The sequence below is a fragment of the Devosia sp. ZB163 genome (assembly GCF_028613635.1).
GTDB lineage: Bacteria > Pseudomonadota > Alphaproteobacteria > Rhizobiales > Devosiaceae > Devosia_A.
In genome coordinates, this window is the sequence record NZ_JAQRMY010000001.1 from 1320492 (window position 1) to 1342323 (window position 21832).

Below are 21832 nucleotides of genomic sequence, written 5' to 3' on the forward strand. Positions count from 1 at the left end.
GGGATATTTCGCCCATGCAACCGCCTGGTATGGCAGTCCCCGACAAGCTCCGATATTGATGCACGCACCTCTTCACCTCCCCCCCTTCATGGGGGAGGCCGGGAGGGGGCCGTCTGCTTCAGTGGAGGAACCGCCGCATGCCGCGCCTGTCCATGTCCGAAATCCGTTCAGACGCCGTTCATGCGCGTGGCATTGCGGCGATGGATTACGACAGGTCCGCTGTCACACCCGGCATCGTCCACCTCGGCATCGGCGCCTTCCACCGCGCCCACATGGCCGCCTATGTCGACGATCTGCTGAAGGACAACCCGTCCTGGGGCATCATCGGCGCCTCGCTGCGCCGCCCGGACACGCGCGATGCCCTCGCCCCCCAGGACTTCCTCTACACCCTCGCCATCCGCGACGCCTCGGGCACCGGCTGCCGCATCATCGGCTCCATCCTCGATGTGCTCGACGCCAGCACGCAGCGAGCCCAACTCATTGAAACCATGGCGGATCCGGCGATCCGCATCGTCTCGCTCACGGTCACCGAGAAGGGCTATTGCCACGACCCCGCCACCGGTGACCTCGACGAGAACCACCCGGATATCGTCCACGATCTCGCCCACCCCGAGACCCCGATCAGCGCCCCCGGCATCATTGTCGCCGCTCTGGCGCTCCGCCAGCAGCGCGGACTTGTCCCCTTCACCGTGATGAGCTGCGATAATCTGCCTTCGAACGGCAAGACCGCCGGCCGCATCGTGCGCCGCTTCGCCGAACTGAGAGGGGTGGGTACGAACTTTGCGAACTACGTTCAGACCGTAAGTTTCCCCTCGACGATGATCGACCGGATCGTGCCGGCCACCACCGACGCTGACCGCGCCATCGTCGCTGAAATCACCGGCCTCGACGACGCGTGGCCGATCATGACCGAGCCCTTCACCCAATGGGTGATCGAGGACGATTTCCCAGCCGGCCGGCCGCCCTTCGAGACCGTCGGCGCCGAACTGGTCGAGGACGTCGAGCCGTTCGAGCTGATGAAGCTGAGGATGCTCAACGGCAGCCACTCGACCATGGCCTATCTCGGCTATCTCTCGGGCTACCAGTACGTCAACGAGGCCATTGCCGACGCCGGAATTCACAAGGTGATTCATGGGCTTATGACCGAGGAGGCGATGCCGACCCTGCCCATGTCGCGCGCCACGCTCGAGGCGTACCGCGACCAGCTGCTGGCCCGCTTCGCCAACCCGGCCCTCAAGCACCGCACCTGGCAGATCGCCATGGACGGCACCCAGAAGCTCCCCCAGCGCCTGCTCGGCACCATCCGCGACCGCCTAGAGGCGGGGCAGGGGATCCAACGCCTCGCCCTCGGCGTCGCCGCCTGGATGCGCTACGTCACCGGCATCGACGAAGCCGGCCAACCCATTGATGTCAAAGACCCACTAGCCGCCCGCCTCCGCGCCATCGCCGACGTGGCCGGGCGTGATCCGGTGCAACTCGCGAACGGCCTCCTCGCCGTCACCGAAGTCTTCGGCACCGACCTGCCCCAGGTCGTCACCTTCCGCAACACCGTCACCAACCACCTGAAATCGCTGCTGGAAAACGGCGCGAAGGAAACGGTGAGACGCCTCTAACCTCTCAGTCGGGCCCTTCTCCCCTTGTGGGAGAAGGTGGCCGACAGGCCGGATGAGGGGTCCCGCAACCAAGGGTTGCGCGATCGGAGCGAAGCGACGAACGACCGAGTGCGCGGAGAGAGACCACTCATCCGCCCTTCGGGCACCTTCTCCCACAAGGGGAGAAGGCGAACACCGCGCTGTCGCAGACTAAAGCCGCCCCTCCATCGCCCGGTCGAAAATCTCGAGCGCCAGCTTTTTGGTCAGTTCCACCGGATTGCCCCCGGCCGTCGGGTCGACGATCGCCATGTCGCCGATCAGCTCGCGCTTCTCCCCGCTCACCTTGAAGTCGCGCAACGTGTTGGGAACATTGAGCTTCGAGCGCAGCCCGTTGATGGTGTGGAGGAACGCATCGAAGCTGGGCGAGAGCCCGCAATAAGCGGCGAGCCGGGCGACCTTGGCTTCGATCGCATCGCGGTTGGCGACCAGCACATAGGGCATGAACACGGCGTTGGTCATGCCGTGATGGGTGTCATAGAGCGCCCCCACAGGGTGGCTCAGCGAGTGGATCGCGCCCAGCCCCTTCTGGAAGGCGGTCGCTCCCATCGCCGCCGCGCTCATCATGTGGCCGCGTGCCTCGATGTCATTGGGGTTGGCGGCGACCTTGGGCAGGTTCTCGAGCGCGAGCCGAACGCCCTCCACTGCGATGCCGTCCGCCAGCGGGTGATACCCCTTGGCGCAATAGGCCTCGAGACAGTGAGCCAGCGCGTCGAACCCGGTCCCCACCGTGATGAAAGCCGGCATGCCCACCGTCAACTCGGGGTCTGCGATCACCACCTTGGGCATCATCAGCGGATGGAAGATCACCTTCTTGGTATGCGTCGTCTCGTCGGTGATGACGCCCGCGCGGCCGACTTCGGAGCCGGTTCCCGCGGTGGTCGGCACCGCGACGATCGGGAAGATCCCCTTGGGGTCGGCCCGGGTCCACCAGTCGCCGATATCCTCGAAATCCCACATCGGCCGGGTCTGCCCCGCCATGAAGGCGATCACCTTGCCCGTATCGAGCCCCGATCCGCCGCCGAACGCGATCACCCCGTCATGCCCGCCCTTGCGCAGCACCTCGATGCCGGCGTTGACATTGGCCGAAATCGGATTGGGCTTCACGTCCGAGAACACCCCGACCTCGAAGCCAGCGTCTCGCAGCAATTTCAGCGTGTTCTGCGTCACCGGCAGGTTCACCAGCCCCGCATCGGTCACGAGAAGCGGCCGGGAAATACCCGCCGTCCTCAGCGCCTCGGGCAGCTCCTTGATCCGCCCCGCGCCGAACTTCACCGCGGTAGGGTAGTTCCAGTTGGCCTTGATGCTCATTCCTGCTCTTCTCCTGGCACCGCGTGCCTTGACCCCGGTGTCATCCCGACACGCCGGGATCCATCCCTCAACTTATGCCTGCGCCCCGAGCGGCGCCGCTAAACCCGCCGCAAATGATAGCTCTTCGGCTGCGTCAGGTTCGCGTAGCCGATCTCGCTCAACGCGCCGCCCTTGCCCGTCTCCTTGACCCCGGTCCACACCAGCGCCGGGTCGAGATAGTCGCAGCGGTTGGCGAACACCGTGCCAGTCTCGACCTTCGATCCGATCTTGGCCGCCGCCCCGAGATCCTCCGTCCAGATCGAAGCCGTCAGCCCATATGGGCTGTCGTTCATCAGTTCGATCGCCTCGGCGTCGTCGCGCACCTTCATGATGCCGACCACCGGCCCGAAGCTCTCCTCGCGCATCACGGCCATCTGGTGGTTGACGTTGGTCAGCACCTCCGGCGCGAGGTAGGGCGAGCTCTCTTCGTCGAGGTCGTGCTTGCTGTTGAGGTGCGCCTTGGCGCCCTTGCGCAGCGCCTCGAGCGTCTGCCCGCGAACCAGGTCGGCGAAGCGAGGCGTCGCCATCGGCCCCACCATCGTGTCGGCATCGAGCGGGCTGCCGAGGGTCCAGCCCCGTGCCACCTCGACGAAATCCTTCACGAACCGGTCGTAGACCGAGGCGTGGACATAGATGCGCTCCACCCCGCAGCAGCTCTGCCCCGAGTTGAAGAACGAGCCGTCGACGAGGTTCTCCACCGCATGGTCGAGCTTGGCATCGGCCCGCACATAGGCCGGGTCCTTGCCGCCGAGCTCGAGTCCCAGCGTCGCAAACGTCCCCGCCGCCGCCCGCTCGATCCGCCGTCCGCCCTCCACCGAGCCGGTGAAGTTGACGTGGTCGATCGAGCCGGAGCCGATCAGCTTTTCGGTGTCGGCGTGGTTCAGCACCAGGTTCTGGAACAGCCCATCGGGCAGGCCCGCTTCCTTGAACGCCTCGGCGAACCGCTCACCCGCCAGCAGCGTCTGCGACGCATGCTTCAAGATCACGGCATTGCCCGCCATCAGCGCCGGCACGATCGAGTTGACGGCCGTCAGATAGGGGTAGTTCCACGGCGCGATCACCATCACCGTGCCGAGCGGCTCGCGTGCGATCCAGCGCTCGAAGCCGTCCTTCTCGGGCCGCATCGAGGGCTTGAGGCTCTCCTCGGCGATGCCGATCATGTGGCGCGAACGTTCCTCCACGCCACGCTTTTCCCCGCCATAGCGCACCGGCCGGCCCATCTGCCAGGCGAGTTCCGGCACGATCTCGTCGTTCTTGGCCAGCAACGCATCGAGGAAGTGCTCGAGGAATTTCACCCGCTCCTTGACGGTGATCTCCCCCCAAACCTCGCGCGCCCGCCGCGTCTTCGCCACCGCAGTAGCGATCTGCTCGCCGGTCGCCACCGGCCGTTCCGCATACACCCGCCCGTCGATGGGCGAGACGATCTGGACCCTGTCGGTCATCTGTCACCTATGTCGTTGTGCCCGGAGTCCTAGCTGCGCTCGAACCCCCGCTTCAACTCCCAATCGGTAACACGCCGGTCATATTCGAACTGCTCCCACTCGGCGGTATGCACATAGTGCCCCACCACCTGCTCGCCGATCGCGGCTTTCAGCATGGCCGAGCCCTTGAGAGCGCTGATCGCGTCGCGCAGCGTCTTGGGCACCTCACGCAGCTTCTCGCCGAGATAGGCGTCGCCTGTGTAAGGCGCCTCGAGCGCGAGCTTCTCCTCGATGCCGCGGAGCCCGGCTGCGATCAGCGCTGCGAAGGCGAGGTACGGGTTGAGATCGGCGCCGCCGATGCGGCACTCGATGCGAACCCCCTTGGTGTCCTCGCCACAGAGCCGGAACCCGGCCGTGCGGTTGTCCCGGCTCCAGATCGCCTTGGTCGGCGCAAACGTACCCGCCTGGAAGCGCTTGTACGAGTTGATGTAGGGCGCGAGGAAATAGGTGATGTCGTGGGCATAGGTGAGCAGCCCCGCCACGTAGTGGCGCATCATCTCGCTCATCCCGAACTCGGCCTTGGGCGCGAAGAACACATTCCCCTTCTTGTCGGCCAGCGACATGTGGATGTGGCTCGATGAGCCTGCGAGCCCGTAGTCCCACTTGGCCATGAAGGTGATGGACTTGCCGTGGTTGTGCGCGATTTCCTTCATCGCGTTCTTCATCACGACGTGCCGGTCCGCCATGGTGAGTGCGTCCGCATAACGAACGTTGAGCTCTTCCTGCCCCGGGCCCCACTCACCCTTCGAGTTCTCGACGGGAATGCCCGATGCCTGCAGCTGACGCCGCATGTCGCGCAGCACGCCTTCTTCCTTGGTGGTCTGGAAGATGTGGTAGTCCTGGATGTAGTAGCCCGCCGTCGTCAGGTTCTTGTAGCCCTTGTCCCAGGCAGTCCTGAAGCCGTCGTCGAACAGGTAGAACTCGAGCTCCGAGGCGAAGTTCGCCGTCAGCCCCAGCTTCTCCAGCCGCGCCAGTTGCCCCTTGAGGATGGCGCGCGGCGAATGCGGGATCGGCTCGTGATGGTGGTGGTCGACGAGGTCGGCGAGGATAATCGCCGTACCCTCGAGCCAGGCCGCCTTCATCAGCGTCGTGACATCGGGCTTCATGACGAAATCGCCATAGCCGCGGGCCCAGTTGGCCGCCTCGTAGCCGGGCACCGGCTCCATGTCGATGTCGTTGGCCAGCAGGTAATCGCAGCCGTGTGTCTCGTCGATTGCGCCTTCGAGGAAGAACTCGGCCTGGAAGCGCTTGCCGATCAGCCGCCCCTGCATGTCGGGGAAGGCGACCAGCACCGTATCGATGGTCCCGGCCTTCACGTCGGCCTTCAGTTGGTCGAGCGAATAGGCTGCGGCCATGTCGAACTCCTGTACGCGTGGATTGATGTCGTGAGGAAAGAGGCCGCGGCCAGAACCGCGACCTCCTTGTGGCCCCGTTATTTCTTGGCGTGTTCGAGAGCGAACTCTTCCTCGGGTGAGAGGATGAGCTTGTGGCGGCCGACCAGCGCGAAATAGACGATACCGACCGCGCACCAGACGATCACCCAGATCACGCCCTTGAAGAAGTTCGGGTCCTGGACCTGGTAGGACAGCGTCACCGCCGCGATGATGATCGTCAGCACCGCACCGGGAACGCCCACCGGGCTCCGGAACGGCCGCTCGATGTTGGGCAGGTTTCGCCTGAGGATGATGAAGCTCACCGCCTGCGCGATGTAGCTCAGCATCGCGCCGAACACCGCCATGTTGAGCAGCACCGAGCCGATGATGTCATCGCCCAGCTGCGTTTCGCCGGGCCCGCCGCCGCCATTGGCGAACCAGATCACCAGCATCACGCCGAGCCCGAGCAGGGCGCCCGAGATCATGGCGAGGTGCGGGGTCTTGTACTTGGCGTGGGTCTCCGACAGCGCCGACGGGAAGTAGCCCGCGCGGCTCAGCGAATAGACCTGCCGACCCTGTGCGTAGAGGATGGTGTGGAACGAGGCGACGAGGCCCACGAGGGCGACCACGCCGAACGCCGCTGCTGCCCAGGACACGTCCGGGAACATGGCGCGGATACCGTCGAGTGCCGGCTCCAGCGACGAGCCGAGGGCATGGGAGCCGACCCCGGCGATCGAGGGATTGAGGAACACGACGAGGAAGGCCGACAGGGCGAGCGTCGCAAAGCCCAGCATGATGCCGCGCGGCATGTCGCGCTTGGGATCGACCGACTCTTCTGCCGCCAGCGGCACCTGCTCGATGGCGAGGAATAGCCACACCGCAAAGGGCAGGGTGGCGAGCACGCCGCCGAAGCCCTTGGGGAACAGCTCACCGCCGCCTTCCGGCAGCTCCGAGCCGTCGGGCGCAATGTTCAGCGCCCAGCGCGAGAAGTCGATATGCCCGAACGCGCTAATGTAGAAGAACGCCAGGCCCGCCAGCGAGATCAGCGTCACCGCCAGCGTCACCTTGTAGCTCAGCGCCACCCCGAAGATGTTGAGCGCAAGGAAGATCGCGTAGAACACGATCCACAGCACTGGATAGAGCGATGTATCGAGCCCGGTTATCGAGCCGAAATAGGCCGATATGAACGTACAGATCACCGCTGGCGTCAGCACATACTCGACGTTCTCGAACAGCCCGGTGACGAAGCCGCCCCACGGCCCCATCGAGCTGCGCGCGAACGAGTAGGCTGCGCCCGTATGCGGCAGCGCCGGGCTCATCTCGGCGATCGAGAAGGTCAGCCCCAGGTACATGATGGCAATGATGATGCCGGCCACCAGCATGCCGCCCCAGCCGCCGGTGGCAAAGCCGAAGTTCCAGCCCGAGAAATGGCCCGAGATCACGGCGCCGACCCCCAGCGCCCACAGCGACCAGATGCCGGCATAGCGCTGCAGTCCGCGCTTTTCGAAATAGCTCTTGTCGCGGGTGGCGTATTTCACCCCACCCGCCCGCGTGCCTGTGGCGGTAGAAGGTACGTCAGCCATCAAACCCTCCTGTGAACTGGCCGTGTCTTTCAATGAAGTTTGCTGCCCCGCCACGCGAACCATGCGCGGCCTGCAGACACCGGGCGAGCCGTTCGGCCCAGCCGATGATCCCGTCTGTCTCGAGAATCTCGTCGTGGCGAATCTCGATCATGGTAGATTCGATCCCGCGGCCGTCGCCATGATGCTCGAGCGTGTACGTGACGCCGTTGAGCGCCGAGTAGGGCTGGTTCCAGCCCACGTCGAGTTCCGGCCCGTCCGCTATCAACGCATCCCTCAGCGCCGCCGTGAAACCTTCGTCCCGGGGGTGGATCAGCCCGATCGGCCAGGGCCGCGGCACATCCTTGTAGACCGGCGTGAACGAGTGCACCGTGACGAGGATCGGCGCCTGTCCCCCCGCCTTCCGCGTTTCGATCACCTCGCCCAGCAAGTCGTGGAAGGGCGTGTGATACGCTCCGATCCGTTCCGCCCGCTCGTTGGCGCCGATCCCGCGGTTGCCGGGGATGTCGGTTCGCTCTGATATCGCGGGGCAGAGGTCCGGCGCGTCGGGCCGGCGGTTGCAGTCGACCACCAGCCGGCTGACCGTCGAGGCAACGAGTGGCGCATCGAGCAGGTCGCTGAGCCGCAGCGCCACGGCGAGTGCGCCCGGATCCCATGCGATGTGCATCAGGCGCTGGTGCGGCGTCAGTCCGAGGTCGCCAAATCGGTCGGGGAAGCGGTTGGAGGCGTGATCGCAGGCCAGCACGAAGGGCGAGCGCCCCGTGACATTGAATACCAGCACTGGCGGCACGACGCTGGCCTCACGGCCCAAGTCGTATTGGTGCCCCACCATACTGACCCCTGCGGAACGTTCCGGGCCCCCAAGGCCTCGTCCCGGCTTGTTCGATCCCCCCCGCCTCCGGAGTGATCGTTAACAGCCAGTTGACGGGGTTTTGACCGATTGGTCAATCCTGCCGCTACAACTGGCTGTGAGTACCGAGGAACTGCTTTGCCCCGACGACGATCTTGCCATCGACTTCCCCGATCAGTTTCTCGTCTTTGCCCTCGTAGTCCAGCGTGTGCAGCACCGTGCGGATGATGCCCAGCCGCCCGCGCTTCTTGTCGTTGTTGAAGACCACGTGCCAGGGCGCATGCTCGGTGTGGCTCGCTTCGAACATGCGGTTGCGCGCCTTGGAATAGTCGTCGAAGCGCTTCAGCGCCTCGAGGTCGACGGGCGAGAGCTTCCAGATCTTGAGGGGGTCGTGCCGGCGGTCGTGGAAGCGCTTGAGCTGCATCTCCCTGCCTATGGTCAGCCAGAACTTGAACAGGTGGATGCCGTCCTTGACCAGCATCCTCTCGAAGTCCGGCACCTCGTCGAGGAACTTGTCCGTCTCCTCGGGCGTGCAGAACCCCATCACCGGCTCGACGCCCGCCCGGTTGTACCAGCTGCGGTCGAACAGCACCTGTTCACCCGCCGCCGGCATCCAGTCGACATAGCGCTGGAAATACCATTGCGTGCGTTCCCGGTCAGTCGGTTTGGTTAGGGCTACGTCAGTGTTGAAGCGCGGGTTGAGGTTCTCGAGATAGGCCGCGATCGAACCGCCCTTGCCGGCGGCGTCACGGCCTTCGAACACGATCACGATGCGCTTTCCGGTCTTGGCCTGGTCATGCTGCAGCAGCGCCAGCTGGCGCTGCACGTCCAGCATTTCGACCTCGTACTCGTCGTCGTCGATTTTTTCGTCATAGGGGAAGCCGCCCGAGGTCAGCGCCTTCTTCTTGATGGAGCGGGGCAGGACCGGATCCTCCAGGTCGAACTTCTCAAGTGCATCGGACATTCACCCGCTCCATCTGTCATAGCCATGTCACAACCGTGTTATGAACACCCCGGTCTGGCAAGGCGAGCCGAATCGTCGGCGCGCCGGAGAAGGATTCATGGTGGACCAAGCTGAGCGCCGGACGGGCGGCTCCATCTGGCTCGAAACCCTGCGCAATCGCCTCTATGGGCGCCTGCTGCTGCTGCTGGCCGTGGCCCTGGTATTCATGGTGCTCGCCGGCTCGAACGTCCTCGATTTCTGGCTCGCCGCGCTGGCCTATGCCGGCGTCGTCGCCATCGCCGCGGTGGTCCCCGAAACCACCGATTCCGCCTCCGGTCTCTCGGCGGCCGGAGGACGCAGCGAACTGGCCTTCGCCGACGCCGTGCGCCATTTCGCCGACGCATTGCCCGATCCGTCCATCGTCGTCGATGCCCGCAGCGTGATCGTGCACGTCAACCCGGCCGCAGCCCGCCATTTCCCAGGCGTGTCGCCCGGCAGCCCGATCGCCTTCACCCTGCGCTCGCCCCAGCTGATCTCGGCCATCGAGGCCGCCCGGCTCGGTGCCGCGCAGACCATCGAGATGCACCAGACCGTGCCGACCGAGACCTGGTACAAGGCCACGATCGCGCCGCTTGCCCCGGGCGATCCGCTCAACGACGGCGTGCTCGTCATCACCCTCCAGAGCCTCACCGAGGCCAAGCGCCTAGAGTCGCTGCGCACCGATTTCATCGCCAATGCCAGCCATGAGCTGCGCACGCCGCTGACCTCGCTGGTCGGGTTCATCGATACGCTGCTCGGCCCCGCAGCCAACGACAAGGAGGCCCGCGAGCGCTTCCTTGGCCTCATGCGCGGCCAGGCCGCCCGCATGGCCAAGCTCATCGAGGACCTGCTGTCGCTGAGCCGCATCGAGATGCACCAGCACATGAGGCCCACGGCGCCGGTAGAACTCGGCGGGCTGCTGCGCGAGGTAGCAGAAGGCCTCAGCAAGCTTGCCGAGGATTCCGGCACGCAGCTTGACGTCAAGGTGCCCGAGGCGCCGGTGACGGTCAGCGGCGACCGCGACGAGCTTTACGAGGTGTTCGAGAACCTCATCGACAACGCCATCAAGTATGGCGCCGACGGCGATACCATCGAGATCACGCTCTCGGCCGACCACGGCCGCCCCGGCTTCGACGCGCTCGTCTCGATCGTCGATCACGGCGCAGGCGTCGCGTCCGAGCACGTGCCGCGCCTCACCGAGCGCTTTTACCGCGTCGATGCGGAATCGAGCCGCAAGAAGAAGGGCACCGGCCTCGGCCTCGCCATCGTCAAGCACATCGTCACCCGCCACCGCGGCCAGCTCTCCATCAGCAGCCAACCCGGCCAGGGCACCCGCGTCGACGTCCTGCTGCGCAAGTAGGATGGCCAGCCCAGCGCGTGGCGAGATGGGTCCGCCGGTCAAGCCCGCGGATGACGGCATTTGATGCTCATAGAGTGGCATCAGCCGCGCACCGGCAAGCCCCTCCCCACCGTCATCTGCCGGCTTGACCCGGGGAGCCCCGCGATGGCGCGGCTCGCCCATCGTTCCCCGGCTGTCATCCCTGCGAAAGCAGGGACCTAACGCGGAGCCAACGCCGGCGGAGAGGTGTATCCCTGCCTTCGCAGGGATGACAACCGTGGTCATGCGGTGTCTGTCGAGTGATTACGGCCCCAACTATCGGGTCCCATGCCCTCGCCCGCGTCACCCCACCACCCTCCCGATTGCCCCTTGCTCCGATCGGGTGCATTTGTTGAACTCCGGCGCCGGCTCTCGGCGGGAAGAGGAATAATGAAGTCAGCGTTGGTCGTGTGGGGCGGGCTCGAGTTGCACGAGCCCGAGAAGGGGGCTCATGTCGTTCGTGAGATCCTCGAGGCAGAGAATTTCAAGGTCACGGTCACTGATGACTACACGGCGCTCGGCGCCGACGGAGTGGGCGCGTTCGACCTGATCGTCCCCCAGATCACCGGCGGCGAGCTCGATCGCGAGCACTCCATCCGCTTCTGCTCGGCCATCGAAGCCGGTACCGGCCTTGCCGGCTTCCACCATGCCCTCGCGACCACCTTCCCGGGCAACCCGCGCATGCGCTTCCTTGGCGGCTCCACCTTCGCCACCCATCCGGGTGACATCATCACGTACAGGGTCGATCCGAAGGTGACGAGCGATCCGATCATGGCCGGGATCGGCAGCTTCGAGCACACCTCGGAGCAGTACTACATGCATGTCGACCCCACGGTTGAGGTGCTGGCGACGACGACCTTCAGCGGCGAGCATGCCTTCTGGAAGAAGGGCGTCGAGATGCCGGTGGTCTACAAGTCCGCCTATGGCAACGGCCGTGTCTTCTACACGGCGCTGGGCCACAAGCCGGCCGAGCTTGACAAGCCCGAGATACGCACCATCCTCACCCGGGGGCTGCTATGGGCGGCCCGGTGATCGAGAAGCGCCCCATCGGCAGTACGGGGGTATCCATCAGTCGCATCGGTTTTGGTGGCGCGCCACTGGGCGACGTCAAGCGCGCACCCTCTGACCAGGCCGCGCACCAGCTGTTGCAGATGGCCTGGGATGCCGGCATCCGCTACTTCGACACCGCGCCGTTCTATGGCCAGGGCCTATCGGAGCGCCGCATCGGCGATTTCCTGCGCGACAAGCCGCGCGACGAATACGTGCTCTCGAGCAAGGTGGGGCGCCTGCTCGTCCCCGATCGCGAATGGGCGATGGAGCGTCACGGCGATCCGCGTGCCATGCCCTTCCGCCCGGTGTTCGATTTCACCTATGACGGCGTCATCAAGAGCTTCGAGATGTCGCTGCAGCGGCTCGGCCTCGAGCGCATCGATATCCTGTTCCTGCACGATATCGGCTGGTTCAGCCAGCGCGACAACCACGAAGCGACCATGCGACAGGCGCTCGAGGGCGGCGGCATCAAGGCACTTGAGGAGTTGCGCGCCGCCGGCACGGTCAAAGCCATCGGCGCCGGCGTCAACGAGTGGCCGATCATCGACGAACTGATGAACCACGCCCGTTTCGACGTGTTCCTTCTCGCCAACCGCTACACCCTGCTCGACCAGGAGGTCATCGATACCCTCCTGCCACGGGTCGAGCGCGAAGGCGTCGCCATCGTCGACGGGGCTCCGCTCAACAGCGGCATCCTCGCAACCGGACCGGTCCCCGGTGCGACCTACGATTATGCCCCGGCGAGCGCCGAGATGATCGAGAAGACCCGCCGCATCAAGGTGCTGACGGATCGGTCCGGCACCACGCTGATCCGCGCGGCGCTCAGCTTCCCGCTCGGGCACCCTGCGATCACCTCGATCATTCCGGGCTTCTCGAAGGCGGAAGAATTCACCGACAACATGGCCGGATACCACAAGGCGATCCCGGACGAGCTGTGGAGCGACCTCAGGGCCGAGGGGCTGCTGCATCCCGCGGCGCCGTCGCCCCGGACCCCGATCCTCGAGTAATCCCCGCAGCGAGAACTCACGCTACAGCAACCGAAGAACCAGGAAAAACCAGGACATGGGTGAACGTTTCAAGCTGACTGCCTCCGACGGCTTCGTCCTCAACGCCTACCGCGCCCGGCCGGAAGGCAAGGTGCGCGGCGGCGTTGTGCTCATCCAGGAGGTCTGGGGCCTCAGCAACTGGATCCGCAGCGTCGCCGATCGCTGGGCCCACCATGGCTATCTCACCATCGCGCCCGCCATGTTCGACCGCGTCGACTATGGCTACGAGAGCAACGACTACACGCCTGAACAATTCCAGGTCATCGGCGCGCTCATGAAGCAGTTCTCGATGGACACGGCGATGCTCGATGTCGAGGCGGCCATCCAGTCGGCTGCCGAAGGCGGCAAGGTCGGCATCACCGGCTATTGCTTCGGCGGTCGCATCAGCTGGATCGCGGCGAGCAACCTGTCGGGCCTCTCGGCCGCCTCGGGCTACTACGGCGGAGGTGTGCCCAACTACATCGACCTCACCCCGCGGGTGCCGACCGAAATGCACTTCGGCGACAAGGACCAGGGCATCCCCCTCGATCAGGTCGAGCAGCTGAAGTCCCGCCACCCCGAGGCTGACATCTACGTCTACAACGGCGACCATGGCTTCTGTAACAGCGACCGTCCGGACAAGTTTGACGAGGCCTCCTGCACCAAGGCCTCGGCCCGCTCGCTGGAGTTCTTCCATAAGCACCTCGGCTGACCTCCGGCGGCGCCTCGCCTACCTCGAGGAGGCAGTCGCCGACGCGCGGCAGGCCATGCTGTCGCGCAAGAAGGCGATGCTCGCCGCTCATCTGGTCGATGCCTACGCCGACCGGTTGTTCGAGGCCAAGGCCGAACCGGCCGGCGACATCCTGGCTTTTCGGGCCGGGCTTGCCGCCGCCCATCCCGCCCTCGCCCAGGCCTTCGACCTCGTGACCGGTCGCACGGAGCTGATCACAGAGGCCGTCGAGGTGCCGATCGCCGAATACGGCAAGCTCAGCGTCGAGGACTTCATGGTCAGCCTCTACAACCAGCACACGGTGCAGCGCGTGCGCATCGCCATGCCGGACGGCACCCGGCAGGACGTGCACGAAGTCTTGGCCGCCGCAGTCGCGGCGCTGAAGGGGGAAGGTGGGCATCACCCGTGAGCCGTCAGTCCTCGCCGAGCAGCTCCAGCAGCTTTTGCGTCGTCTGCCAGCTGCGAATGGTCATCGACTTGTAGAGAGGGGACGCCACGATGCGGCCGAGCCGGCTCTTGGTGCGCTCGGCGCTGAGGCGCTGCGAGTAGATGACGCCCTCGCCGGGCCACACCTTGTCCACGCCGTCGCGCGGCTTGAACACTGCGAGGGCCTCGTCCCCGTCGATCTCCATCAGGAAGATCGCGTCGCTGTGGAATTTGTCCGGCTCGTCGCCGAAGCCCTTCGGCCGCTTGTCGACCACGGCCTTGAGCTGGTCGCGGCTGAGCACCAGCACCTTGACCAGTGCGTCGTCCAGCTTGAACGTCGCCGTAAGCCCTTCCTCGATCATCCGGGCGATGGTCCTGGCGGCGAGGCTGGAGCGGAACATGGCATTGCCGCTCTGGATGTAGGTCGAAACGTCCTCGAGCCCGATCTCCTCGAGCAGCTTCTTCAGCCCCGCCATCGGCACCTTGTTCTTGCCGCCGACATTGATGCCGCGCAGCAGGGCTAGATAGGTGGTCTTGGCGGTCATTCCGCTGCTCCAAAAACGAAGGCCGGGATCGCTCCCGGCCTCTTCATTCCCAGTGCTGTATCAGCGCTTCTTCTTGTCGAGCTGGTGGTAGGCCCGGCGCGAGTGGAACTCGCAGTACGGCTTGCCCTCGTCGGAGTGCTGGCCGCAGAAGTAGAAGTCGGGGGTCAGCGGATCGCCGATCGGCCACTTGCAGGTGTGCTCGTTGAGCTGCAGCAGGCTCAGCCGCTGCTCGACCGGGATGAACAGCTCGGCTGCCTGCGGCGTGACCTCGAGTTCCACCGCGAACTCTTCCGACACCTTGAGCGCGGTTGCGCCCTGGATGGCGCCGGCGCTGATGGTGTTGCGAGCCTTCATGACGCTGCCCAGACCGCTCGAACGCGAGGCGCTGGCCGGCGACGACACGCGACGGGCGGCCGGGCGCGGAGCGCTCCGGACCCGCGGGGTCGACGTGGCAGGCTTGGCGCGGCCCGAGAGCTTCAGCCGATGTACCTTGCCGATCACTGCATTGCGGGTAACACCTTCACCCAGCACGCCCGCGATCTGACTGGCGCTGAGCCCCTCAAGCCAAAGTTTCTTGAGCAGCTCGACGCGTTCTTCAGTCCAGCCCATCAAATCAAATGCTCCTAACCGCCTTTGAGGCGTGGACGGACTCCAAGACCGTGCCGTTGCTCGTGCAACAGCCTGGTACGCTACACATCGTAGGTCAGATGGGTCCGCCACACGAGATATCGTGTCCCAACACCTTGATACTACACGGGTCGCGGAATCTGGTGCAAGACTAGGGGGCGTTTTACACGGGGATAACGTGGCAGGAATCGGGCAGCCCCCGAAGCCGAGTCAAATCAGCCACTTGCCCCCGGGAAAGCCCGTTTCCGTTGACTTCATCACGCCACAAAGGCATATGGAAATACCCACAACGCGCCGCCCGATGGCAGCGCGTTTTTGGTTTCTGTGGGGCTTTTGCAACAGTCCCTTCCCCGAGCCCTGAAAGGTGCGAAACATGTCTGCGCTATACGGCACGTATGCCCGGTCCAACCTCGCTTTTGAGCGGGGCGAGGGCGTGCGATTGTTCGCGCAGGATGGCACCGAGTACCTCGATTTCCACGCCGGCGTCGCGGTGAACGCGCTCGGCCATGGCGATCCGCACATGGTGGCCTCGCTCAAGGCGGCGGCCGAGAAGGTCTGGCACACGGCCAACACCTTCACCATTCCCGAGCAGGAGCGGCTGGGTCAGCGGCTGGTCGAGAACACGTTCGCCGACGCCTGCTTCTTCACCAACTCGGGCACCGAGGCTGTGGAGTGTGCGGTCAAGACGGCGCGCCACTACTTCTGGGCCAACGGCGAGAAGGACCGCTACGAGGTCATCGCCTTCACCGGCTCGTTCCACGGCCGCACCATGGGTATGATCGCCGCGGCCGGCAACGAGCACTATCTCGAAGGCTTCGGCCCGGCGCTGCCTGGCTTCAAGCATGTCGATCCCAATGATCTCGCCGCGGTCGAGAAGGCGATTACCCCCCAGACCTGCGCCATCCTCCTCGAGCCCGTCCAGGGCGAGGGCGGCTGCACCGAAATGACCGCCGACTTCATGCGCGGACTGCGCGCGCTATGCGACAAGCACGGCATGCTGCTCATCCTCGACGAAGTGCAGTCCGGCTACGGCCGCACGGGCAAGTTCTTCGCCCATGAGTGGAGCGGCATCGAGCCCGACATCATGGCCGTCGCCAAGGGTATCGGCGCCGGCTTCCCGCTCGGCGCCTGCCTCGCCAAGGGCGAGGTAGCCAAGTCCATGGTTCCCGGTACCCACGGCTCGACTTACGGCGGCAACCCGCTGGCCTGCGCCATGGGCAACGCCGTGCTCGACCGCATGCTGGCCCCCGGCTTCTTCGACCAGGTCGACAAGGTCGGCCAGCGGCTGAAGTGGCACCTGCAGCAGCTCGCCCAGCGCTTCCCCGACCAGGTGCTGGAACTGCGCGGCCGGGGCCTGCTCGCGGGCATCCGTATCGCCTCGCCGGTGCGTGACGTCGTGGCCAAGCTCCGCGACGAGCATCACCTCCTGGCCATGACAGCTAACGAGAACGTGCTGCGCCTTCTGCCGCCGCTCGTCGTCACCGAGGCCGATATCGAAGAGGCAGTGAGCCGGCTCGCCGCCGTCTTCGAAGAGTTCGAGGCCGCCAAGGCCACCGCCTGACCCAATTGCTGGACGCGATCTGAAGGGCGGGGGACAGCAGCTCCCGCCCAGTCGCGTTCCGAAAGGAGAGGTCTGATGACCGCCACCCCACCTAGGCACTTCCTCAATCTCGACGACTTCGATGCCGTGACGCTTCGCGGCATGCTGAACCAGGCCGTCGAACTGAAAGACCGCCTGAAGAAGGGGGACCGACCGCAGCTGCTCAAGGACAAGGTCCTGGCCATGATCTTCGAGCGCCAGTCCACCCGGACGCGCGTCTCGTTCGACGTCGGCATGCGTCAGCTCGGCGGCGAGACCATCATGCTGACCGGCCAGGAAATGCAGCTTTCGCGCGAGGAGACGCTGGCCGACACCGCCCGTGTCATGTCGCGTTATGTCGATGCGATCATGATCCGCATCCTGACCCATGCCGACCTGCTCGAGCTGGCGGAGGCTGCGACCGTTCCCGTCATCAACGGCCTCACGCGTCGCGCCCACCCGTGCCAGGTCATGGCCGACGTGATGACGTTCGAGGAACACCGCGGCAACATCAAGGGCGCCAAGGTTGCCTGGGTCGGGGACAGCAACAACGTGCTCGCCAGCTGGGTGAACGCCGCCGAGCTGTTCGGCGCTGAGCTGACCATCGCCGTGCCCGAGGAATATGCGCCCGAAAAGGACCTGCTCTCCGATATCAAGAAGGCCGGCAAGGCCGTCCGGCTGATCGAGGATCCGGAAGAAGCGGTGAAGGATGCCAACCTCATCATCACCGATACCTGGGTCTCGATGGGCGATACCGATGCCGCCGAGCGTCGCCGGGCCTTGAAACCCTACCAGGTGAATACCCAATTGATGGCCTTGGCCGACAAGGACGCGCTGTTCATGCACTGCCTGCCGGCCCATCGCGGCGACGAGGTGACCGACGAGGTCATAGACGGGCCGCAATCGGTGGTCTTTGATGAAGCCGAGAACCGGCTTCACGCCCAGAAGGCAATCCTGTGCTGGGCCCTGGGCCAGGACCGGCAGAACATCTAGCCGTTCTGCCAACTCTGATGCGCACAATTGAATAAGGCGCGGAGCCGGTCCCCCTGCGGAGCGGTATTGCTCCGCGAGATCGGATTTTGACGATGACGCAGACTGAGCTCAGCACCTATGGCCTCGATCGCCCGGAGTCGGGCGACGACGTCGTGGTGCCCTTCACCCTCGACCGGCTGGACAGCCGCGGCCGGGTCGTTCGCCTCGGGGCGGCACTCGATGCCATCCTTAATCGCCACAACTATCCCGATCCGGTGGCTCGCCTGCTCGGCGAAGCGGTCGTTCTGGCCGCGCTGATCGGCTCGTCGCTGAAGTTCGAGGGCCGCTTCATCCTGCAGACGCAGACCGACGGTCCGGTAAACCTCATCGTCGTGGACCTCGATGCGCCGGACGGGCTGCGCGGCTATGCCCGGTTCGATGCTGATGCGATCATGAGCGCCATCCAGCGCGGCGAGACCTCGCCGGCGCAGCTGCTCGGCAAGGGGCACCTGGCGATGACGGTCGACCAGGGTAGCCATATGGACCGCTATCAGGGCATCGTCGCTCTCGAAGGCGGCTCGCTCGAGGACGTGGCGCACGCCTACTTCCAGCAGTCCGAGCAGATCCCGACGCTCGTCCGCCTCGCCGTTGCCCAGCATTCGGTGCGTGGCGCGGGCGGTCCGCAATGGCGCGCCGGCGGTGCACTGGTGCAGTTTCTGCCCCCGCACGGCCAGTCGGCAATGCCCGATCTGCCGGGGGATGGCAACTTCGACAACCCGGACATGACCGATCCGGACTTTGTCGAGGACGACAAGTGGACGACCACCCGGGCCCTGCTCTCGACGGTCGGTGACGACGAACTCGCCGATCCCGACCTGTCGGCCGAGCGGCTGCTGTTCCGGCTGTTCCACGAACCCGGCGTCCGTGTCTTCGAGCCGATCGAGCTCGAGGAGCGTTGTACCTGCTCGGCTGGACGGATCGAAGCGATGTTGCGCGACAACTTCACTGCCGAAGAGCGGCAGGAGATGGTCGTCGATGGCGAGATCGAGGTGGTGTGCGAGTTCTGCTCCGCGGACTACCACTTCAAGCCGCATGAGTTCGACGACACCGACCACTCGCACCAGCACTAGCAATTGATATGACTTGCCCGTAGCGGCGGAGGTAAAATCCCCGCTGCTACGGGAGGTCGACATGCGCGACGCCACCCATCACGGCTTCGGGGCCGACGAGTATCGCGCCCTCGGTTCGCTGGCCCTCACCATCATCGTCATGACCCTGCTGCTGTTCGTACCGGCAGGGACGCTCGCCTGGCAGCGCGCCTGGTGGTACCTGGCGGTCTTCCTCGCGGCGATGGCCGTAGCCATCGTCTATGTCTGGCGCACGGACCACGAACTGTTCGCCATCCGGCGCAAGGTCCAGCCGGGCACCAAGCCCTGGGACCTCGCCTTCGTCGTGGTGACGATCACCTCCATTGCCGCCATCCTGCCGGTCGCCGGTCTGGATTTCCGCCTGGGCTGGCTTCAACTCCACGACGGCTTTGTCTGGCTCGGCTATGCCGCCTTCCTCGGCGGCTTCTGGCTGACCGCGTGGGCGCAGGGGGTCAACCGGCACTTCGAACTCACGGTGCGCATACAGACTGATCGGGGGCACAGGGTCATCGACGACGGCCCCTACGCCACCGTGCGGCACCCAGGATATGTCGGTGGTACGGCACTCGCCGCCGGCACGGCGCTCGCCCTCGGCTCGGGCGTAGCGCTGATCCCGGCGCTGATCTGCGCCGTCGCCCTCGCGCTCCGCACCCTGGCGGAAGAGCAGACCCTGCGCGAAGAGCTGCCGGGCTATGCCGCCTATATGCAGCGCGTCCACTTCCGCTGGATCCCCGGCATCTGGTGATACTGGCTCGCGCGCATCGTCGTCATCCGCGGGCTTGACCCGCGGACAATCTCTCTACGCGCTGGAGATCCGACAGCCCTATGGCCGCTCAGTTCATTGCGGCGAAGCGTTCGTCGAAGGCGTAGCCGGCGCCGCGGACGGTGCGGATGGGGTCGGCGTCGCGGTGGCGGTTGATGGCCTTGCGGAGGCGCCCGACATGGACGTCGACGGTGCGCTCGTCGACATAGACATCATTGCCCCAGACGCCGTCGAGCAGCTGCTCGCGTGAGTAGACCCGGCCGGGGTGGCGCATCAGGTACTCGAGCAGGCGGTACTCGGTGGGGCCGAGATGCACTTCCCGTCCGCCGCGGCGGACGCGGTGGCTGGTGCGGTCGAGTTCGAGGTCGCCGGCCTTGAGGACTGCCGTGACGAGCTGCGGGCTTGAGCGGCGGAGCAGGGCGTTGATGCGGGCCAGCAGTTCCGGGATCGAGAAGGGCTTCACCACATAGTCGTCGGCGCCGGTGGCAAGGCCGCGGACGCGTTCCTCTTCTTCGCCGCGCGCGGTGATCATGATGATCGGCGTGCGCGCCGTCTCTTCCTTGGCGCGCCAGCGGCGGCAGAGCTCGATGCCCGAGAGGCCGGGCAGCATCCAGTCGAGCAGGATCAGGTCCGGCACGCCGTCGCGAATACGCTCCACGGCCTCGTCACCCGAAGCGGCGGTCGCGACGCGGAACCCCTCGGCTTCGAGGTTGTAGCGGAGCAGCACGGCGAGGTCGGCTTCGTCCTCGACGATGAGGATGGTGGCGCTCATGGGCTAGTCCTTAACGGGGCTGGCGCTGCTGTTCTTCGGCGCCGAGATGGCGTCCGGTCTCGAGGTAGTAGGCGGCTTCAGCGATGTTGGTCGCGTGGTCGCCGACGCGCTCGAGGCTCTTGGCGCAGAACAGCAGGTGCGTGCACTGCGTGATATTGCGCGGATCTTCCATCATGTAGGTAAGGAGTTCGCGGAACAGCGAGGTGTAGAGCGCATCGACCTGGTCGTCGCGGCCGCACACCTCGACCGCGGCCTTGGAGTCGCGACCGAGATAGGCGTCGAGCGCCGACTTCAGCTGCTGGGCTACTAGCTCCTTGAGGTGCTTGATACCGTTGTAGAACTTCGGCGCGAGACCCAGCGTCTCGATCTGCAGCGCACGCTTTGCCAGTTGCTTGGCCATGTCGCCAGTGCGCTCGAGGTCGTTGGCGACCTGGATCGCGGTGACGACCATGCGCAGGTCCGCCGCCATCGGCTGGCGGCGCGCGATGATGGAGACCGCGGCATCGTTGATGCGCTGCTGCATCTCGTCGATGCGCTTGTCGAAGGCGCGCACGTTCTGGGCCTGCTGGTGGTCGAGCCGGAGGAGCGCGACCGCCGACTCGGTGATCGCCTGCTCAACCATGCCGCCCATCTCGGAGATGGCCTTGTTGAGGTTGGTGAGCTCGTCCTCGTAGGAGGTGACGATGTGCTCGTTGAGCGTCGTGGCCATTGTGGTTCGGATCCTTGTCGCGGTCAGCCGATACGGCCGGTGATGTAGTCCTGCGTCTGCTTGTTCCGAGGATTGGTGAAGATGTCCTCGGTCTTGCCTTCCTCGATGAGCTTACCGAGGTGGAAGAACGCGGTCTTCTGGCTGACGCGGGCGGCCTGCTGCATGGAGTGGGTGACGATGACGATGGTGAAGTTCTCGCGCAGCTCGTCGATCAGTTCCTCGATCACGGCAGTCGCGATGGGGTCGAGGGCCGAGCAGGGCTCGTCCATCAGGAGCACTTCGGGGCGCGTGGCGATGGCGCGCGCGATGCAGAGGCGCTGCTGCTGGCCGCCCGAGAGGCCGGTGCCGGGCTCGTTGAGGCGATCCTTCACCTCGTTCCACAGGCCGGCGCGGCGCAGCGAGGAATGGACGATCTCGTCCATGTCGGTCTTGTTGCGCGCGATGCCGTGGATGCGCGGGCCGTAGGCGACGTTCTCGTAGATCGACTTGGGGAACGGATTGGGCTTCTGGAACACCATGCCCACGCGGGCACGCAGCTCCACCACGTCGATCGAGGGATCGTAGATATCGTCCTTGTCGAGCGTGATCTTGCCGCTGACGCGGCAGCCGTCGATGGTGTCGTTCATCCGGTTGAGCGAGCGCAGGAACGTGGACTTGCCGCAACCCGAGGGGCCGATCAGCGAAGTGACGCTGAACTGCTCGATCTTGAGGTCGACATCGAACAGGGCCTGCTTGGCGCCATAGAACACGCACACCTTCTCGCCCTGCATCTTGGGCGGGGCGTTGCGCGGTGCGGTGACCGGGGCGGCGGAAGTGGTGGCGACGGTTTCGAGGGACATGTCG

21 protein-coding genes are annotated in these 21832 nt (G+C 65.4%); 10 read left to right on the forward strand and 11 right to left on the reverse strand.

From position 1 onward, the window contains the following. Nucleotides 1-137: 137 nt before the first annotated feature. The gene (locus PRN20_RS06725) at nucleotides 138-1613 is read left to right on the forward strand and encodes a mannitol dehydrogenase family protein (RefSeq protein ID WP_443112533.1); all 1476 of its coding nucleotides are present in this window, start codon (nucleotides 138-140) and stop codon (nucleotides 1611-1613) included. A 189-nt stretch (nucleotides 1614-1802) separates the two neighbouring features. On the opposite strand, the gene PRN20_RS06730 is transcribed toward PRN20_RS06725, so the two are convergent. The 6 genes from PRN20_RS06730 to ppk2 form a co-directional block, all read right to left on the reverse strand. After that, complete coding sequence (locus PRN20_RS06730) at nucleotides 1803-2960, reverse strand: iron-containing alcohol dehydrogenase (RefSeq protein ID WP_273956466.1); 1158 nt, start codon at nucleotides 2958-2960, stop codon at nucleotides 1803-1805. Nucleotides 2961-3058: 98 nt separating this feature from the next. Next, nucleotides 3059-4441 carry an aldehyde dehydrogenase family protein gene (locus tag PRN20_RS06735; RefSeq protein WP_273956467.1) on the reverse strand — a complete coding sequence of 461 codons (1383 nt, stop codon included), beginning with the start codon at nucleotides 4439-4441 and terminating at the stop codon, nucleotides 3059-3061. 29 nt (nucleotides 4442-4470) lie between these two features. Beyond that, the gene (locus PRN20_RS06740) at nucleotides 4471-5835 is read right to left on the reverse strand and encodes a glutamine synthetase family protein (RefSeq protein ID WP_273956468.1); all 1365 of its coding nucleotides are present in this window, start codon (nucleotides 5833-5835) and stop codon (nucleotides 4471-4473) included. A gap of 77 nt (nucleotides 5836-5912) precedes the next feature. Then, nucleotides 5913-7436: an amino acid permease gene (locus PRN20_RS06745; RefSeq protein WP_273956469.1), complete on the reverse strand. Its 1524-nt coding sequence runs from the start codon at nucleotides 7434-7436 to the stop codon at nucleotides 5913-5915. Further along, nucleotides 7429-8265, reverse strand: coding sequence for an N-formylglutamate amidohydrolase (locus PRN20_RS06750; RefSeq protein WP_273956470.1), 837 nt, complete (start codon nucleotides 8263-8265; stop codon nucleotides 7429-7431). The genes PRN20_RS06745 and PRN20_RS06750 overlap by 8 nt, the downstream gene beginning before the upstream one ends. A 124-nt stretch (nucleotides 8266-8389) precedes the next feature. Next, the gene (gene ppk2 / locus PRN20_RS06755; RefSeq protein ID WP_273956471.1) at nucleotides 8390-9247 is read right to left on the reverse strand and encodes a polyphosphate kinase 2; all 858 of its coding nucleotides are present in this window, start codon (nucleotides 9245-9247) and stop codon (nucleotides 8390-8392) included. A gap of 97 nt (nucleotides 9248-9344) precedes the next feature. Between ppk2 and PRN20_RS06760 the strand changes: the two genes are divergently transcribed. The 5 genes from PRN20_RS06760 to PRN20_RS06780 all read left to right on the forward strand — a co-directional run bounded on the left by PRN20_RS06760 (nucleotide 9345) and on the right by PRN20_RS06780 (nucleotide 13857). Beyond that, nucleotides 9345-10625 (forward strand): ATP-binding protein, encoded by a 1281-nt coding sequence (locus tag PRN20_RS06760; RefSeq protein WP_273956472.1) that lies wholly within the window; start codon nucleotides 9345-9347, stop codon nucleotides 10623-10625. A gap of 408 nt (nucleotides 10626-11033) precedes the next feature. Then, on the forward strand, nucleotides 11034-11675 hold the full coding sequence (locus PRN20_RS06765) for a ThuA domain-containing protein (protein ID WP_273956473.1): 642 nt from the start codon (nucleotides 11034-11036) through the stop codon (nucleotides 11673-11675). Continuing rightward, on the forward strand, nucleotides 11660-12700 hold the full coding sequence (locus PRN20_RS06770; protein WP_273956474.1) for an aldo/keto reductase: 1041 nt from the start codon (nucleotides 11660-11662) through the stop codon (nucleotides 12698-12700). Before PRN20_RS06765 ends, PRN20_RS06770 begins: the two co-directional genes overlap by 16 nt. A 55-nt stretch (nucleotides 12701-12755) precedes the next feature. Continuing rightward, nucleotides 12756-13430: a dienelactone hydrolase family protein gene (locus tag PRN20_RS06775; RefSeq protein WP_273956475.1), complete on the forward strand. Its 675-nt coding sequence runs from the start codon at nucleotides 12756-12758 to the stop codon at nucleotides 13428-13430. 55 nt (nucleotides 13431-13485) lie between these two features. Next, entirely contained in the window at nucleotides 13486-13857 is a 372-nt protein-coding gene (locus tag PRN20_RS06780; RefSeq protein ID WP_273956476.1) for a hypothetical protein, read from the forward strand. Nucleotides 13858-13861: 4 nt separating this feature from the next. On the opposite strand, the gene PRN20_RS06785 is transcribed toward PRN20_RS06780, so the two are convergent. Together PRN20_RS06785 and PRN20_RS06790 are read right to left on the reverse strand one after the other, a co-directional pair. Then, nucleotides 13862-14419 carry a DUF1697 domain-containing protein gene (locus PRN20_RS06785; RefSeq protein WP_273956477.1) on the reverse strand — a complete coding sequence of 186 codons (558 nt, stop codon included), beginning with the start codon at nucleotides 14417-14419 and terminating at the stop codon, nucleotides 13862-13864. Between the two features lie 60 nt (nucleotides 14420-14479). After that, nucleotides 14480-15028, reverse strand: a complete 549-nt coding sequence (locus tag PRN20_RS06790) for a GcrA family cell cycle regulator (RefSeq protein WP_273956478.1) — start codon at nucleotides 15026-15028, stop codon at nucleotides 14480-14482. Between the two features lie 382 nt (nucleotides 15029-15410). Here PRN20_RS06790 and PRN20_RS06795 point away from each other — a divergent pair, with 382 nt between their 5' ends. The 4 genes from PRN20_RS06795 to PRN20_RS06810 all read left to right on the forward strand — a co-directional run bounded on the left by PRN20_RS06795 (nucleotide 15411) and on the right by PRN20_RS06810 (nucleotide 19490). Further along, a complete protein-coding gene (locus PRN20_RS06795) occupies nucleotides 15411-16607 on the forward strand; it encodes an aspartate aminotransferase family protein (RefSeq protein ID WP_273956479.1) in 1197 nt (398 codons plus the stop codon). Between the two features lie 75 nt (nucleotides 16608-16682). Continuing rightward, nucleotides 16683-17618 carry an ornithine carbamoyltransferase gene (gene argF, locus PRN20_RS06800; RefSeq protein WP_273956480.1) on the forward strand — a complete coding sequence of 312 codons (936 nt, stop codon included), beginning with the start codon at nucleotides 16683-16685 and terminating at the stop codon, nucleotides 17616-17618. A gap of 92 nt (nucleotides 17619-17710) precedes the next feature. Then, on the forward strand, nucleotides 17711-18727 hold the full coding sequence (locus PRN20_RS06805; RefSeq protein ID WP_273956481.1) for an Hsp33 family molecular chaperone: 1017 nt from the start codon (nucleotides 17711-17713) through the stop codon (nucleotides 18725-18727). A gap of 61 nt (nucleotides 18728-18788) precedes the next feature. After that, entirely contained in the window at nucleotides 18789-19490 is a 702-nt protein-coding gene (locus tag PRN20_RS06810; RefSeq protein WP_273956482.1) for a methyltransferase family protein, read from the forward strand. Between the two features lie 88 nt (nucleotides 19491-19578). Here PRN20_RS06810 and phoB read toward each other — a convergent pair whose 3' ends face one another. From phoB to pstB, 3 genes are read right to left on the reverse strand one after another with little or no spacing between them, the layout of a single operon-like run. Beyond that, the gene (gene phoB, locus PRN20_RS06815; RefSeq protein ID WP_273956483.1) at nucleotides 19579-20280 is read right to left on the reverse strand and encodes a phosphate regulon transcriptional regulator PhoB; all 702 of its coding nucleotides are present in this window, start codon (nucleotides 20278-20280) and stop codon (nucleotides 19579-19581) included. Between the two features lie 10 nt (nucleotides 20281-20290). Beyond that, on the reverse strand, nucleotides 20291-20989 hold the full coding sequence (gene phoU, locus PRN20_RS06820; RefSeq protein ID WP_273956484.1) for a phosphate signaling complex protein PhoU: 699 nt from the start codon (nucleotides 20987-20989) through the stop codon (nucleotides 20291-20293). Between the two features lie 23 nt (nucleotides 20990-21012). Continuing rightward, the gene (gene pstB, locus PRN20_RS06825; protein WP_443112534.1) at nucleotides 21013-21828 is read right to left on the reverse strand and encodes a phosphate ABC transporter ATP-binding protein PstB; all 816 of its coding nucleotides are present in this window, start codon (nucleotides 21826-21828) and stop codon (nucleotides 21013-21015) included. Nucleotides 21829-21832 lie beyond the last annotated feature (4 nt).

Coding starts and splice junctions, on each gene's coding strand:
- PRN20_RS06745 (WP_273956469.1), bottom strand. CDS start 7,436: ATGGCTGACGTACCTTCTACCGCCACAGGCACGCGGGCGGGTGGGGTG.
- PRN20_RS06770 (WP_273956474.1), top strand. CDS start 11,660: ATGGGCGGCCCGGTGATCGAGAAGCGCCCCATCGGCAGTACGGGGGTA.
- PRN20_RS06790 (WP_273956478.1), bottom strand. CDS start 15,028: ATGGGCTGGACTGAAGAACGCGTCGAGCTGCTCAAGAAACTTTGGCTT.
- phoU (WP_273956484.1), bottom strand. CDS start 20,989: ATGGCCACGACGCTCAACGAGCACATCGTCACCTCCTACGAGGACGAG.
- PRN20_RS06750 (WP_273956470.1), bottom strand. CDS start 8,265: ATGGTGGGGCACCAATACGACTTGGGCCGTGAGGCCAGCGTCGTGCCG.
- phoB (WP_273956483.1), bottom strand. CDS start 20,280: ATGAGCGCCACCATCCTCATCGTCGAGGACGAAGCCGACCTCGCCGTG.
- PRN20_RS06805 (WP_273956481.1), top strand. CDS start 17,711: ATGACGCAGACTGAGCTCAGCACCTATGGCCTCGATCGCCCGGAGTCG.
- PRN20_RS06730 (WP_273956466.1), bottom strand. CDS start 2,960: ATGAGCATCAAGGCCAACTGGAACTACCCTACCGCGGTGAAGTTCGGC.
- PRN20_RS06775 (WP_273956475.1), top strand. CDS start 12,756: ATGGGTGAACGTTTCAAGCTGACTGCCTCCGACGGCTTCGTCCTCAAC.
- PRN20_RS06765 (WP_273956473.1), top strand. CDS start 11,034: ATGAAGTCAGCGTTGGTCGTGTGGGGCGGGCTCGAGTTGCACGAGCCC.
- PRN20_RS06810 (WP_273956482.1), top strand. CDS start 18,789: ATGCGCGACGCCACCCATCACGGCTTCGGGGCCGACGAGTATCGCGCC.
- ppk2 (WP_273956471.1), bottom strand. CDS start 9,247: ATGTCCGATGCACTTGAGAAGTTCGACCTGGAGGATCCGGTCCTGCCC.
- PRN20_RS06760 (WP_273956472.1), top strand. CDS start 9,345: ATGGTGGACCAAGCTGAGCGCCGGACGGGCGGCTCCATCTGGCTCGAA.
- PRN20_RS06780 (WP_273956476.1), top strand. CDS start 13,486: ATGCTGTCGCGCAAGAAGGCGATGCTCGCCGCTCATCTGGTCGATGCC.
- pstB (WP_443112534.1), bottom strand. CDS start 21,828: ATGTCCCTCGAAACCGTCGCCACCACTTCCGCCGCCCCGGTCACCGCA.
- PRN20_RS06785 (WP_273956477.1), bottom strand. CDS start 14,419: ATGACCGCCAAGACCACCTATCTAGCCCTGCTGCGCGGCATCAATGTC.
- PRN20_RS06735 (WP_273956467.1), bottom strand. CDS start 4,441: ATGACCGACAGGGTCCAGATCGTCTCGCCCATCGACGGGCGGGTGTAT.
- PRN20_RS06725 (WP_443112533.1), top strand. CDS start 138: ATGCCGCGCCTGTCCATGTCCGAAATCCGTTCAGACGCCGTTCATGCG.
- argF (WP_273956480.1), top strand. CDS start 16,683: ATGACCGCCACCCCACCTAGGCACTTCCTCAATCTCGACGACTTCGAT.
- PRN20_RS06740 (WP_273956468.1), bottom strand. CDS start 5,835: ATGGCCGCAGCCTATTCGCTCGACCAACTGAAGGCCGACGTGAAGGCC.